The organism is Streptomyces tendae, assembly GCF_008632955.1.
Classification (GTDB): domain Bacteria; phylum Actinomycetota; class Actinomycetes; order Streptomycetales; family Streptomycetaceae; genus Streptomyces.
Window position 1 is genome coordinate 3,684,478 of sequence record NZ_CP043959.1, and the last position, 13,015, is coordinate 3,697,492.

Below are 13,015 nucleotides of genomic sequence, written 5' to 3' on the forward strand. Positions count from 1 at the left end.
AACAGACGTGCTTTCAGAGTTAACTTACTGAAAAGTAGGTACGGGCGGGGCTTCTCCACAAGACCGCGGACACGACAAAATCGCCGGGAGCGAGGAGGGGGGGCCGATGGCGGGCAGACTGGGCCCACCGAGCGGCCGGTACGCCGGGAAGTCCGCCGAGGAGCGGAAGGCCGAGCGGCGCCGGCGCTTCCTCGACGCGGCCCTCGAACTCTTCGGCGGCGGACCCGGGTACCGGTCCACCACCGTCGCCGCCCTCAGCGAGGCGGCGGGACTGTCGACCCGTCAGTTCTACGAGGAGTTCCGCACCCTGGAGGACGTCCTCGCCGCGCTGCACCTCCAGGTCAACGACTGGGCCGAGGCGGCGGTCCTGACCGCGGCCGCCGAGGCGGCCGGCGCGCCGATCGCGCAACGCGCCGCGGCGATCTTCCGCGCCTACGCCGCCGACGTCACCCGCGACCCGCGCCGCATCCGCATCGCCTTCGTGGAGATCATCGGGGTGAGCACGCGCCTGGAGGAACAGCGGCTGGCCCGCCGCGCCCGCTGGGTCGACCTCATCTGTGCCGAGGCGGAGGCCGCCGTCGCCCGCGGCGAGGCGCCGCCCCGCGACCACCGCCTCGCCGCGACCGGGTTCATCGGCAGTGTCAACGGGCTGCTGCACGACTGGAACGCGGGGTGGGTCGAGGCCAACCTCGACGAGGTGGTGGACGAACTGGTCCGCCAGCTCCTGGCGATCCTCCGTCCGCCGGAGACGCCGAGGCCGGCCGGCTGACGGAGCGTCAACCGGCCGGGGCGATGTCGCCCGCGAAGATGATCATCTGGTCGATCAGTCCCCGCCTGAGGTGGACGACGTCCGTCCCGGCCAGCCGGGGCCCGTCGTCGGGGGTCGTGAACACCCACCGGTACCGGGCCCACTCGTCGGGCATGTCCACCCCCGAGCAGCGGACCATCGTGCCGGACCCGGCCGGGTGCCGCCGGATGTCCAGCACGAACCGCTCCACCGCCTCGATGCCCTCGCTGCGGCCCAGCGGACCCCAGAAGACCACGTCCGAGGTGAGCGCCTGGGACAGCAGCGAGGTCACGTAGGCGTCGTCGGAGGCGTTGAACGCCGAGATGAACGTGTCGATGGCCGACCGGGCGGTGTCTGCATGCATGCACCCAGTCATACCAGCCCGGGGTCAGCCGTCGGCCGGTGTCCCGGTGGTGAGGAGGTCGGTGAGACCGATGCGGTCGTAGAACTCGGAGCGGATCCGGTCGGCCACCTCGCTGACCCTCTCCGAACCGTCGTCGGCGGGGTCGACGGTCACCCGGAAAGGTCGCTCGCCCTTGGGCGCGTCGACCACCGCCACGATCGTGCGGGCGACCTCGCCCGCGTCCGCGTCCGGCGGCGACAGCGCGGCCAGCCGCTTGCCGACGTCGTCCATCAGCCCTTCGTACAGCTCGTCGTACGCCTCGGCCGTCGCCGTGTCCTCGGGATGCATCGCGTGCGCGAAGTGGTTGGTGCCGGAGGTGAACGAACCGGGCACGACGATCGAGGTGTCGATGCCGAACCGGGACAGCTCCACGGCGTAGCTCTTCGCCAGGTGGTCCATCGCCGCCTTGGCGCCGAAGTACGGGGCGAGGTACGGCGGCGTGCCGCCGTAGGTGCTGGTGGAGCCCACCCACACGAGCAGGCCGTCCCGGCGCTTGCGCATGAGAGGCAGCACCGCCCGGTTGACCCGCTGCGTGGACAGCACATTGGTGTCGTAGATCTCGGCGAGCTGCTCGGGGGTGAAGGACTCGGCGGGGCCGAGCACCATGTGGCCGGCGTTGTGGACGACCACGTCGACGCGTCCCGCCTCTGCGGTGACCGAGGCGACGGCCGCGTCCACCGACTCCTGGCGGGAGACGTCGAGTTCGACGGTGCGCAGGTCGACCTGGTGCTCCTCCGCGTACGCGCGGGCCTCGGCGACCGCAGACGCGTTGCGCCCGGTGGTGTGCCGCATCCCGGCGTAGACGGTGTGCCCGGCGTCCGCGAGGGCACGGGCGGTCAGCGCCCCGAAGCCGCTGGAGGCGCCGGTGATCAGGATGACGTGAGCGGACATGATGTGCTCCTGGGGAAGGCGAGGGGGCGGGGAGCGGGATCAGAAGACGATGACGCTGCGGCCGTGCGAGGTGCCCGCGTTCATCGCGTCCAGCACGGCCGGGGCCTCGTCCAGGCCGATCGGCGTGACGTCGGGAAGGATGTCGTGCGCGGCCGAGAAGGCCAGGGTGTCGCGCAGGTCGTGCGGCGAGCCGGACGGGGACGCCCCCACCCGCAGCCGGTTGAGGATCATCGGCTGGGTCGGCAGCACCAGCGGCTCCGGGCCGTAGCCGCACAGCATCAGGGTGCCGTCCGGGGCGAGCCCGCCGAGCGTGGCGGTGGCCGCCTCGGTGGACGGGGACGCGTTCAGCACCAGGTCCGCGCCGCCCTCCCATGCCTTGAGCGCCGGCGCCGGGTCCGACTCCTGGGCCGCGACGAACAGTTCCGCGCCGAGCGCCTTCGCCGCGTCCTCGCCGCGCCGGGACCGGCCGACGACGGCGACCCGCGCCCCCATGGCGACGGCGTACCGCACCGCCAGGGCGCCCACGCCCCCGGCGCCCACCACGGCGACCCGGGAACCGGCCCGTATCCCGCCCTGGCGCAGCCCGTTGAAGGCGGTCAGTCCGGCGCACATCAGCGGCGCGGCGGCCACCGGGTCCAGCCCGTGCGGCAGCGGCGTGACGAAGCCCGCCTTGAGCAGCACGTACGGGGCGTAACCGCCGTCCGCGACGATGCCGGTGATCACCTTGCGCGGGCAGAGGATCTGGTCGCCGCGCACGCAGTAGTCGCAGTGACCGCAGGAGTCGTACAGGAACTGGCCGCCCACGGCGGTGCCGACCTCGGGGAAGGTGACACCGGGTCCCACGGCCGTGACCACGCCGGTGATCTCGTGGCCCGGCACGACCGGGAAACGGGCGAACGGATAGTGGCCGCGCAGCAGGTTGAGGTCGGTGAAGCAGACCCCGCATGCGGTGACCTTGACGAGCACTTCGCCCGGACCCGGTTCGGGAACCTCCAGGTCCTGCAGGGCGAGGGGGGCGTCGGCCCCGACGGCGACGGCGGCACGCATCATGACGAACACTCCAGGAGAGGGGGAGGGGGCGGGCGGAGGACCGGTGTCGCCCGCGGTACACAGACCAGCGTGACCTGGGGTTTCCCGGAGGTCCAATGCTTCCTTCGGTGCCTACGATGACGTCAGTGCATCGGCGCAGGCAGCAGGGGAGAAGGCGGCATGGACGGCGGACAAACGGATCTGGACCTGCGCCGGCTGCGGTCCTTCGTCGCCGTCGCCGAACGGCTGCACTTCGGTCAGGCCGCGGCGGCCCTGCACGTCACCCAGCCCGCGCTCTCCCGGCAGATCCAGCAGCTGGAGCACGACCTCGGCGTGGTCCTCTTCCACCGCAGCAGCCGGGAGGTCGCCCTCACGCCCGCCGGCGAGCAGTTCCTCCACGACTCCCGGGAGCTCCTGGCCGCCGCCCGCGCCGCGCGGAACCGCGCCCGGCGGATCGCCGCGGGGGAGGGCGTGCTGAAGATCGGCTTCATGCTGAGTTCCGACATCACCGCGCCGCTGCACGCATTCTCCGCGCGCCGGCCGGAGGCGCGCATCGAACTGGTCCGGCTGCGCTGGTGGAGCCAGGCGACCGACCTGTCCGACGGCACCGCCGACGTCGGCTTCGTCCGCCTGCCCGTCGACTCCGACCGGCTGAGCGTGCTGCCGCTGTACCGGGAGCGGCTGTGCGCGGTGCTGCCCGTCCGCCATCCGATGGCCGGCGAGGCCGCGGTCGGGCTGCGCGACCTCGCCGACGAGCCGCTGCTGCGGTACGCGGGCGCCGCCCCCGCGTGGTCGGCCGTCTGGAACGCCGACCCCCGGCCCGACGGCACCCGGTGGCGGCGCGGGCCGGACGTGCACGACATGGAGGAGATCCTGGCGTACGTCCGCGCCGGGAGCGGTGTGGTGTTCGTGCCGGAGTCGGTCGCGGCGGTCTTCCCGCGCCCCGACATCGCCTACCTGCCCGTCACCGACGCACCGCCCGGGGAGGTGGCGCTCGCGTGGGACGGCGACCGCCCCTCGCCGCTCGTCGAGACCTTCGTGGACGCGACGAGGACGACGCTCACCGAGCCGGACGCGACGCGGGCCTGACGCTTCCGGCGGGACCCCGCGCCCGCGGTGTCACTCGTCCCACGCCTGGATCATCACCTGCCCCGTGATCTGCCCGTCGCGCAGCGTCAGCATGGACTCCGAGAGCACCCGCACCCCGTCGGGGTAGCGGCAGCTCTCGCAGTAGGCGGCGTGGTCGCCCTGCACGACGCACGCCTCCAGCGCGTGCGCCATGTCGCGGCTGTAGACGTCGTCCAGCATGGCGGCGATCTCGTCCTTGCCGTGGAGCACCTTCGGGTGGCTCGGCCCGCTCACGTGGTCCACGACGCGCAGCTCCGCGTCGTCCGCGTAGAGCGACGTCAGCATCGCCGGCGTGTCCGCCTCGATGCCCCGGCGCAGGGTGTCGGTGCCGAAGGCAGGGTGTGCGGCGGTCGTCATGTTGACCCACCTCCTCCGAGGCCGCGGCCCGGAACTCCGGCGGGCCCCTACGGCCTCTCCTACGAGCCTCCTCCGCCCCAGGGGCTTGGGCAAGCCCCACCGCCGGACGGGGCCGTGCCCCCAGGCGTCAGCCCGCCGTCGCCAGGAACTGCGTCGCGGCCAGCTCCGCGTACAGGGGGTCCGAGGCGACCAGTTCCCGGTGGGTGCCCGTGGCCCGGACCCGGCCCGCGTCCATCACCACGATGCGGTCGGCCGCCGTCACCGTGGACAGGCGGTGCGCGACCACCAGCACCGTGGTCGTGCGGGCCACGTCGGCGACGGTGTCCCGCAGCGCCGCCTCGTTCACCGCGTCCAGCTGCGAGGTCGCCTCGTCGAGCAGCAGCAGACGGGGCCGGCGCAGCAGGGCGCGGGCGATGGCGACCCGCTGCCGCTCACCGCCCGACAGCTTGGTGCCGCGATGTCCGACGAGGGTGTCGAGGCCGTCCGGCAGCCGGGAGACCAGGCCGTCGAGCCGGGTGGTCTTCAGCACCCGAGTCAGCGCGGCGTCGTCCGCCCCGGGGTTGCCCAGCAGCAGGTTGTCCCGCAGGGAACCCGACAGCACCGGCGCGTCCTGCTCCACGTACCCGATCGCGGCCCGCAGCTCCGGCAGGTCCCAGTCGGCCAGGTTCCGCCCGTCGACGGAGATCACGCCGGACTCGGGGTCGTAGAACCGCTCGATGAGGGAGAACACCGTGGTCTTGCCCGCGCCGGACGGGCCGACGAACGCGGTGAGCCCCTGCGCGGGCACGGTGAACGTCACCCCGTGGTGGACGTACGGCAGGTCGTCGGCGTAGCGGAACCGCACGTCCTCGAAGGCGACGGCCGCCGGGGCGGCACCGGGCGTCGGCAACTCGGCCGGGCGGGCGTCCGGTTCGGCGGGCAGCCGGAGCGCCTCCTGGATCCGGGCGAGCGCTGCGCTGCCCGCCTGGTACTGCGTGACCGCGCCGACGACCTGCGAGATCGGCGCCATCAGATAGAACACGAACAGCAGGAACGCCACCAGCGTCCCGATGTCGATGGCTCCCGTCGCCACCCGCGCGCCGCCCACCGCCAGCACCGTGATGAACGCCAGCTGCATCGCGAGCCCCGCCGTGTTGCCCGCCGCCGCCGACCACTTGGCGGCCCGCACGCTCATCCGCCACGACTCCCGCGCGGCCTCGTGCAGCGTGTGCTCCTCCCGCGGCTCGGCACCCGACGCCTTCACGGTGCGCAGCGCGCCCAGCACCCGCTCCAGCGAGGCCCCCATCACGCCCACCGCGTCCTGCGCCTGCCGGGACGCCCGCCGGATCCGGGGCACGATCACCCCGAGCATCGTCCCCGCCAGCGCGATCACGCCGAGGGTGACCGCCAGCAGCACCGGGTCCACGAAGCCCATCAGCACCACGGTGGCGACCAGCGTGAGGCCCCCGGTGCCCAGACCGATCAGCGAATCGGTGGTCACCTCGCGCAGCAGCGTGGTGTCGGAGGTGACGCGGGCCATCAGGTCGCCCGGCTCGGCGCGGTCCACGGCGGCGATGCGCAGCCGCAGCAGATACGAGGACAGCGTGCGCCGCGCCCCGAGCACCACCGACTCCGCCGTGCGCCGCAGCACGTAGGAACCCACCGCGCCCAGCACCGCGTTGGCGATCACCAGGGCCGACATCAGCAGCAGCGCACCGGTCACGGTCCGGTCGTTGGCGAGGTCGTCGATCAGCTCCCGGGCCACCAGCGGCAGCACCAGCCCCGTCGCACCGGTCACCAGGGACAGCGCCGCACCGCCCAGCAACGCCCACCGGTGCGGCCGTACGTACCCGAGAAGCAGTCGCCAGGCCGGCCGGCCGGTCTGTTCCCCTGCGATGCTCACGTGGCCCCCTCGGCGTCGGACGGATGTTCAGGCTACGTCGGCCGGGCGGCCGCCCCGCACGGTGGGCGGCGGAGCCGATCATTCCCACGTAGGGTCGGGAGACGACGGGGGAGACGGACCCGGCCGACTAAGGAGTCAGCACCATGGCCCAGGAAGTACGCGGCGTGATCGCACCCGGCAAGGACGAGCCGGTACGGATCGAGACGATCGTCGTACCCGACCCGGGACCCGGCGAGGCGGTCGTGCGCGTCCAGGCCTGCGGGGTGTGCCACACGGACCTGCATTACAAACAGGGCGGCATCAACGACGACTTCCCCTTCCTCCTCGGCCACGAGGCCGCAGGCGTCGTCGAGTCGGTCGGTGACGACGTCACCGACGTGGCGCCCGGGGACTTCGTGATCCTCAACTGGCGCGCGGTGTGCGGCACCTGCCGCGCCTGTCTGCGCGGACGCCCCTGGTACTGCTTCGACACGCACAACGCCAAACAGAAGATGACCCTGACCGACGGCACCGAGCTGTCGCCGGCGCTGGGCATCGGCGCCTTCGCCGAGAAGACGCTGGTCGCCGCCGGACAGTGCACCAAGGTCGACCCCGCCGTCGCGCCGGAGGTGGCCGGGCTGCTCGGCTGCGGCGTGATGGCCGGCATCGGCGCCGCGATCAACACCGGCAACGTGGGCCGCGGCGACTCGGTCGCCGTCATCGGCTGCGGCGGCGTCGGGGACGCGGCGATCGCCGGCTCCCGGCTGGCCGGCGCGGCGAAGATCATCGCCGTCGACATCGACGACCGCAAGCTGGACACCGCGCGCTCCATGGGCGCCACCCACACCGTCAACTCCCGTCAGACGGACCCGGTGGAGGCGATCCGGGAACTCACCGGCGGGTTCGGCGCCGACGTCGTCATCGAGGCCGTCGGCCGCCCCGAGACCTACCAGCAGGCCTTCTACGCCCGCGACCTGGCCGGCACGGTCGTCCTGGTCGGCGTGCCCACCCCCGAGATGAAGATCGAACTGCCGCTGCTCGACGTCTTCGGCCGCGGCGGCTCCCTCAAGTCCTCCTGGTACGGCGACTGTCTGCCCTCCCGGGACTTCCCGATGCTGATCGACCTCCACCTCCAGGGCCGCCTGGACCTCGGCGCGTTCGTCACCGAGACCATCGCCCTGGACGAGGTGGAGAAGGCGTTCGAGCGGATGCACCGCGGCGACGTGCTGCGTTCGGTGGTGGTGCTGTGATGACCGCCCGCATCGAACGACTCGTCACCTCCGGCCAGTTCAGCCTCGACGGCGGCACCTGGGACGTCGACAACAACGTCTGGATCGTCGGCGACGACCACGAGGCCGTCGTCATCGACGCGGCCCACGACGCCGACGCCATCGTCGAGGCCCTGGGCGACCGGCGCCTGACCGCCATCGTGTGCACCCACGCCCACAACGACCACATCGACGCCGCCCCCGCCCTCGCCGACCGCACCGGCGCCACGATCTGGCTGCACCCCGACGACCTGCACCTGTGGAAGCAGACCCACCCGGACCGCGACCCCGACGCCTGGCTCGCCGACGAGCAGGTGATCGAGGCCGGCGGCGCCGACCTCACCGTGCTGCACACCCCGGGACACGCACCCGGCGCGGTCTGCCTGTACGACCCGGGGCTCGCCGCCGTGTTCACGGGCGACACCCTCTTCCAGGGCGGCCCGGGCGCCACCGGCCGCTCCTTCTCGCACTTCCCGACGATCATCGACTCGATCCGGGACCGGCTGCTGACCCTGCCGCCCGAGACGAAGGTCCTCACCGGCCACGGCGATCCGACCACCATCGGCGCCGAGGCCCCGCACCTGGAGGAGTGGATCGCCCGCGGCCACTGACCGGGAGGCCACGCGCCCGGACGCACCGGCGTCCGGGCGCGTGACGCGTCGGCGCGCGCCCCCCGCACGGCCGCGCGGGCGCGTCCGGGTGAACCCGTCGGCGCCCCGGGTGATCCTCGGCGAAAAGGAGACAGAGGATGTCCGGCTTACCCGTCAGGCTCGTCGTCGACGGACGAGACACAGGGAACGGAAGGCCGGGAACACATGACACAGCCGTTGCGGGACAAGGTGGCGCTGGTGGCCGGGGCGACCCGGGGAGCCGGACGGGGCATCGCCGTGGAACTCGGCGCGGCGGGTGCCACGGTGTACGTCACGGGCCGCAGCACCCGCGCCCGCCGCTCCGAGTACGACCGTCCCGAGACGATCGAGGACACCGCCGATCTGGTCACCGAGGCCGGCGGCCGGGGTATCGCCGTACCCACCGACCACCTGGAACCGGCGCAGGTGAAGGCGCTCGTCGACCGGATCGCCGCCGAACAGGGCCGGCTCGACGTCCTCGTCAACGACATCTGGGGCGGCGAGACGCTCTTCGCGTGGGAGGCCCCCGTCTGGGAGCACGACCTCGACAAGGGCCTGCGGCTGCTGCGCCTCGCGGTGGAGACCCACGCGATCACCAGCCATCACGCGCTGCCGCTGCTGCTGCGCCGCCCCGGCGGACTGGTCGTCGAGGTCACCGACGGCACCGCCGAGTACAACCGCGACCACTACCGGGTGTCGTTCTTCTACGACCTGGCCAAGTCCTCGGTGCTCCGCATGGCGTTCGCCCTCGGCCACGAACTCGGCCCGCGTGGCGCGACCGCCGTCGCCCTCACCCCGGGCTGGCTGCGCTCGGAGATCATGCTCGAGCACTTCGGCGTGCGGGAGGACAACTGGCGCGACGCGCTGGAGAAGGTGCCGCACTTCGCCATCTCCGAGACACCGCGCTACGTGGGCCGCGCCGTCGCCGCGCTCGCCGCCGACCCGGAGGTGGCCCGCTTCAACGGCACCTCCCTCTCCAGCGGCGGCGTCGCCCAGGAGTACGGCTTCACCGACCTCGACGGCAGCCGCCCCGACGCCTGGCGGTACCTGGTGGAGGTGCAGGACCCGGGCCGCCCGGCGGACGTCACCGGCTACCGCTGAAATCCGGGGCGGGCGGTGCGAAAAGGGCTTGCCGTGGTGATCGTAGGAGCGGCTACCTTCACCCCATGACGACGGACACAGGACGCTTCGCGGGGTACGGGGTTCTCATCACCGGGGCGGCACGCGGCATCGGCGCCGCCACCGCCACGCGGTTCGCCGAGGAGGGAGCGGGCGTCCTGATCGCCGACGCCGACCCGGAAGCGGGCCAGCACACGGCGGCGGAGCTGCGCGGACGCGGACTGACGGTGCAGGCCGTCGCCTGCGACGTGTCCGACCGGGCGTCCGTCGAGGCGGCCGTGGCCCACGCCGTCCGCCGCTTCGGTTCGCTCGACGTGCTGGTGAACAACGCCGCGCACTGCACCCCGGACGCGCCCCGCTTCGAGGACGAGCCGGAGGAGGAGTGGGCCGTGGACCTGGACGTCACCCTCACCGGCGCCTACCGGTGCTGCCGCGCCGCCCTGGCACACCTGGAGGCGTCCGGCCGGGGCGCGATCGTCACCGTCGGCTCGGTCAACGGGCTGCAGGACTTCGGCAACCACGCCTACAGCGCCGCCAAGGCGGGTCTGCTCTCCCTCACCCGCACCCTCGCCGGTCACGCGGGACCCCGGGGCGTCCGGGTCAACCTGGTGGCGCCCGGGACGGTCCGTACCCGCGCCTGGCGGGCCGGGACGACGACATGGCGGCGATCTCGAAGCTCTACCCCTGGGCCGGGTCGGCGAGCCGGAGGACATCGCCGCCGCCGTCACGTTCCTCGCCTCCCGTGACGCGTCCTGGATCACCGGCACCACCCTGGTCGTGGACGGCGGCATCACGGCCGTCAACCACGGCTTCCACCGGGCGGTGGACCACCCCGGGAGGTGACGGGCCGTGCAAGCGGGTCGTTAGGCGTGAGGCGGCTCACGGCGAAGTGCCCGGAGCGCCGGACATAACGGTCCGGTTGCGCGTACAACCGAATTTCCTCCAAGCCGTCTACCTGGCAGCGCGTTCTACATACTGGCAGACTGTGCGCGGGCCAGCGCACACCTTCGCGGGAAAGGCGAAACGGACCATGGGGGACATACGTAGACGGGGTGTCGTCGCCCTGGGGGTCACCGCACTGGTGGCCCCGCTCACGCTCGTGCTCGGCGCGTCGCCGGCTCAGGCCGCGAGTTGCACCACCTCGGCGGGGCCGTACCAGAAGAAGGTCGAGAAGTTCCTCGGCCGCCCGGTCGACGGCAAGCAGTCCGCTACCGACTGCAAGGCGATCCGTGCCTTCCAGAACAAGCACGGCATCCGGCCGAACATCGGATACGCGGGCCCCGTGACCTGGGGCGTCATGGATCTGATGAACAAGCAGAAGGCCGTCGGCAAGAACCCGAACAAGGCCGGCAAGTGCCCCACCAACAAGGGGCGTATCGCCTGCGTCAACCTGTCCCTCCAGCTCAGCTGGATCCAGGACGGCAAGAAGCTGGTCTACGGCCCCGTGCCGGTCCGCACCGGACGCAACGGGTACGAGACCCGCACCGGCCTGAAGAAGGTCTACTGGCGGAACAAGAACCACGTCTCGACCATCTACGACGTGCCGATGCCGTACAGCCAGTTCTTCGACGGCGGGCAGGCCTTCCACTCCGTGGGTGTCAGCATGTGGAACCCGCCCGGCTCGCACGGCTGCGTCAACATGACCAAGACCGCGGCCGTGAGGTACTGGTCGCTGCTGAAGAAGGGCGACGACGTCTACGTGTACGGCCGCAAGCCGGGCACCTGAGGTCCCCCGGCGCCCGGCCCGCGGCCGGGCGCCACGCGGCGCGTCGGGTGTGAACTCGCCCACGTTGCTTGCCAGATGGACGTGATCAGCAACACTGTCCGAAATGCCCGATGGGCGTGCGATTACTCACAGCGCCTTCACCTCCGGGGCCGTATGCTTCACGGTATGTCCACCAGTGTTGAACCTTCCTCCGAGCGATCGGCTGCCGAGGTCAACGAGGAGATCCGGGCCCTGTGGCTCCGGTCGGGCGGGACACTCAGCGTCGAACAGCGCGAGGAGTACCAGCGCCTGGTCGAGGAGTGGGCCTCGGCCCTCCCGCAGGCGGCCACGGCAGCCTGACCGTCCTCGGTATCACGATCGGGCACCCGTGAGCGCACGGGTGCCCTTCCCACCTCTCAGCCCCACATCGCCGAGTACTGCCGCCGGTACGCCTTGCGGTCCTGCTCGGCCCTGATCCAGCGGGACGCCACCAGCGCGACCAGGCTCCCGCCCATCACCAGCAGCCCCGGCCCCACGTTCCGCGGGTCGGCCAGCCGCGACAGCAGCGTCGACGGATCCGGCAGGATGTCCCGTACCGGGGCCGACGACCCCGGCGAGGCGGAGTCCGGCGCCGCCACCCCCTGCGCCTGCGACGGCGCGGGAGAGGGGTCCGCCGCGCCCCCGCCCTCCTGGGGCGCCACGATCAGCCGCACGTCCAGGTCGGTCAGCGCCTTCGTCAGCGGCTGGAAGTACGTCGTACCGCCCGCGCGGCAGTCGCCGCTGCCACCGGACGTGACGCCGAGCGCGACACCCTCCGAGAACATCGGCCCGCCACTGTCACCCGGCTCCGCGCACACGTCCGACTCGATCAGCCCGCCGACCGTGCCCTCCGGGTAGTTCACCGTCACGTCGAGCGCGGTCACCTCCCCGTCGCGCAGCCCGCTGGTGCTGCCGCTGCGGAAGATCCGCTGCCCCACGGTCGGGTCGGCCACCCCGGTGATCCGCACCCCCTTGCCGCCGCCCACCGCGACCACACCGGGGTCGGCGCCCGCCGTGCCGCCGGCGTACGCGATCAGCGAGTAGTCGTCCCCCGGGAAACTGCGCCCGACGGTCGTGCCGACCGCCTGCCGGCCCCCGTTGTCGGCGAACCACACCGACCCCTGCGGGCCGCAGTGACCGGCCGTGAGGATGAAGTCCTTCTCCCCGTCGGTCACGTTGAACCCGGCCGAACAGCGCCCGGCCGTCGACAGGATCGGCAGGGCCCCGTTGAGGCGGGTGGTGAAGGCGCCCCGGACCCGCTCCATCCGCACGAAGTCCCCGATGCCGTCCGCGACGTCGGTCAGCGCCGACCAGTCGTCCGCGGTCACCGTGGTGTCGCCGCGCACCACCACCTGGTTGGTCCGGTAGTCCTTGAGCCAGGCGGTGCCGGGCACGCGCCGCGCCGAACTCAGCGTCCTCGTCGCGGAGTCGAAGTCGTCCATGCTGTGGCGCACCATCTTCGGCTCGGCGCCCGCAGCCCGCACCTCGGCCGCCGCGTCCTCGTCGGTGACCGCGACCACCGTCCTGCCGTCCGACCCGATCCAGCTGCCCGCCGTACGGGACGTGCCGAGCCGCTGGACCAGGGCCGCGCCCGGTCCGGCGGCGGCCTTGTCGGCGGGCGACGCGGTGGAGAACGGGACGGCGTCGGGCGTGCCCGGCTCACTGGCCACGGCCCGCGTGACCATCGTGGCGCCCAGCAGGAGTCCGCCGACGGCCGCCAGCCGTGTCACTCGCCGGACCACCCGTCGTCGTGCGTGCCTCATGCATGGCTCCAGAACCTCGACAGCGCGGTGCGGCGC

Annotated in this window: 13 protein-coding genes and 1 pseudogene; 8 read left to right on the forward strand and 6 right to left on the reverse strand. The window is 72.7% G+C overall.

Features of this window, described 5'->3' with window-relative positions:
• Positions 1-106: 106 nt before the first annotated feature.
• Positions 107-769: a TetR/AcrR family transcriptional regulator gene (locus tag F3L20_RS16840; RefSeq protein WP_150155090.1), complete on the forward strand. Its 663-nt coding sequence runs from the start codon at positions 107-109 to the stop codon at positions 767-769.
• Positions 770-776: 7 nt separating this feature from the next.
• Here F3L20_RS16840 and F3L20_RS16845 read toward each other — a convergent pair whose 3' ends face one another.
• From F3L20_RS16845 to F3L20_RS16855, 3 genes are read right to left on the reverse strand one after another with little or no spacing between them, the layout of a single operon-like run.
• Positions 777-1,151 (reverse strand): nuclear transport factor 2 family protein, encoded by a 375-nt coding sequence (locus tag F3L20_RS16845; protein ID WP_150155091.1) that lies wholly within the window; start codon positions 1,149-1,151, stop codon positions 777-779.
• Between the two features lie 24 nt (positions 1,152-1,175).
• On the reverse strand, positions 1,176-2,081 hold the full coding sequence (locus F3L20_RS16850) for an SDR family oxidoreductase (RefSeq protein WP_150155092.1): 906 nt from the start codon (positions 2,079-2,081) through the stop codon (positions 1,176-1,178).
• 39 nt (positions 2,082-2,120) lie between these two features.
• A complete protein-coding gene (locus tag F3L20_RS16855) occupies positions 2,121-3,131 on the reverse strand; it encodes an alcohol dehydrogenase catalytic domain-containing protein (RefSeq protein ID WP_240810665.1) in 1,011 nt (336 codons plus the stop codon).
• A gap of 159 nt (positions 3,132-3,290) precedes the next feature.
• Here F3L20_RS16855 and F3L20_RS16860 point away from each other — a divergent pair, with 159 nt between their 5' ends.
• The gene (locus F3L20_RS16860) at positions 3,291-4,199 is read left to right on the forward strand and encodes a LysR family transcriptional regulator (RefSeq protein WP_150155093.1); all 909 of its coding nucleotides are present in this window, start codon (positions 3,291-3,293) and stop codon (positions 4,197-4,199) included.
• A 30-nt stretch (positions 4,200-4,229) separates the two neighbouring features.
• Here F3L20_RS16860 and F3L20_RS16865 read toward each other — a convergent pair whose 3' ends face one another.
• Both F3L20_RS16865 and F3L20_RS16870 read right to left on the reverse strand, forming a co-directional pair.
• A complete protein-coding gene (locus F3L20_RS16865) occupies positions 4,230-4,595 on the reverse strand; it encodes a nuclear transport factor 2 family protein (RefSeq protein WP_150155094.1) in 366 nt (121 codons plus the stop codon).
• Between the two features lie 127 nt (positions 4,596-4,722).
• Entirely contained in the window at positions 4,723-6,477 is a 1,755-nt protein-coding gene (locus F3L20_RS16870) for an ABC transporter ATP-binding protein (protein ID WP_150155095.1), read from the reverse strand.
• Between the two features lie 143 nt (positions 6,478-6,620).
• On the opposite strand from F3L20_RS16870, the gene F3L20_RS16875 reads away from it, so the two are divergent.
• From F3L20_RS16875 to F3L20_RS16900, 6 genes and pseudogenes are all read left to right on the forward strand, one after another.
• Entirely contained in the window at positions 6,621-7,706 is a 1,086-nt protein-coding gene (locus F3L20_RS16875; protein WP_150155096.1) for an S-(hydroxymethyl)mycothiol dehydrogenase, read from the forward strand.
• A complete protein-coding gene (locus tag F3L20_RS16880; protein ID WP_150155097.1) occupies positions 7,706-8,335 on the forward strand; it encodes an MBL fold metallo-hydrolase in 630 nt (209 codons plus the stop codon). Before F3L20_RS16875 ends, F3L20_RS16880 begins: the two co-directional genes overlap by 1 nt.
• A gap of 204 nt (positions 8,336-8,539) precedes the next feature.
• Positions 8,540-9,454: an SDR family oxidoreductase gene (locus F3L20_RS16885; protein ID WP_150155098.1), complete on the forward strand. Its 915-nt coding sequence runs from the start codon at positions 8,540-8,542 to the stop codon at positions 9,452-9,454.
• 65 nt (positions 9,455-9,519) lie between these two features.
• Positions 9,520-10,315, forward strand: a pseudogene (locus tag F3L20_RS16890) (SDR family NAD(P)-dependent oxidoreductase).
• 187 nt (positions 10,316-10,502) lie between these two features.
• Positions 10,503-11,198, forward strand: coding sequence for a L,D-transpeptidase family protein (locus F3L20_RS16895; protein ID WP_150155099.1), 696 nt, complete (start codon positions 10,503-10,505; stop codon positions 11,196-11,198).
• Between the two features lie 153 nt (positions 11,199-11,351).
• The gene (locus tag F3L20_RS16900; protein ID WP_145824623.1) at positions 11,352-11,537 is read left to right on the forward strand and encodes a hypothetical protein; all 186 of its coding nucleotides are present in this window, start codon (positions 11,352-11,354) and stop codon (positions 11,535-11,537) included.
• 56 nt (positions 11,538-11,593) lie between these two features.
• Here the strand turns inward: F3L20_RS16900 and F3L20_RS16905 are convergent, their stop codons facing one another.
• Complete coding sequence (locus F3L20_RS16905) at positions 11,594-12,979, reverse strand: S1 family peptidase (protein ID WP_167534539.1); 1,386 nt, start codon at positions 12,977-12,979, stop codon at positions 11,594-11,596.
• Positions 12,980-13,015 lie beyond the last annotated feature (36 nt).

What these genes read in the sequence shown, in the direction of transcription:
- F3L20_RS16840 (WP_150155090.1), top strand. Translation starts at nt 107, where the DNA reads ATGGCGGGCAGACTGGGCCCACCGAGCGGCCGGTACGCCGGGAAGTCC.
- F3L20_RS16845 (WP_150155091.1), bottom strand. Translation starts at nt 1,151, where the DNA reads ATGCATGCAGACACCGCCCGGTCGGCCATCGACACGTTCATCTCGGCG.
- F3L20_RS16850 (WP_150155092.1), bottom strand. Translation starts at nt 2,081, where the DNA reads ATGTCCGCTCACGTCATCCTGATCACCGGCGCCTCCAGCGGCTTCGGG.
- F3L20_RS16855 (WP_240810665.1), bottom strand. Translation starts at nt 3,131, where the DNA reads ATGATGCGTGCCGCCGTCGCCGTCGGGGCCGACGCCCCCCTCGCCCTG.
- F3L20_RS16860 (WP_150155093.1), top strand. Translation starts at nt 3,291, where the DNA reads ATGGACGGCGGACAAACGGATCTGGACCTGCGCCGGCTGCGGTCCTTC.
- F3L20_RS16865 (WP_150155094.1), bottom strand. Translation starts at nt 4,595, where the DNA reads ATGACGACCGCCGCACACCCTGCCTTCGGCACCGACACCCTGCGCCGG.
- F3L20_RS16875 (WP_150155096.1), top strand. Translation starts at nt 6,621, where the DNA reads ATGGCCCAGGAAGTACGCGGCGTGATCGCACCCGGCAAGGACGAGCCG.
- F3L20_RS16880 (WP_150155097.1), top strand. Translation starts at nt 7,706, where the DNA reads ATGACCGCCCGCATCGAACGACTCGTCACCTCCGGCCAGTTCAGCCTC.
- F3L20_RS16885 (WP_150155098.1), top strand. Translation starts at nt 8,540, where the DNA reads ATGACACAGCCGTTGCGGGACAAGGTGGCGCTGGTGGCCGGGGCGACC.
- F3L20_RS16895 (WP_150155099.1), top strand. Translation starts at nt 10,503, where the DNA reads ATGGGGGACATACGTAGACGGGGTGTCGTCGCCCTGGGGGTCACCGCA.
- F3L20_RS16900 (WP_145824623.1), top strand. Translation starts at nt 11,352, where the DNA reads ATGCTTCACGGTATGTCCACCAGTGTTGAACCTTCCTCCGAGCGATCG.
- F3L20_RS16905 (WP_167534539.1), bottom strand. Translation starts at nt 12,979, where the DNA reads ATGAGGCACGCACGACGACGGGTGGTCCGGCGAGTGACACGGCTGGCG.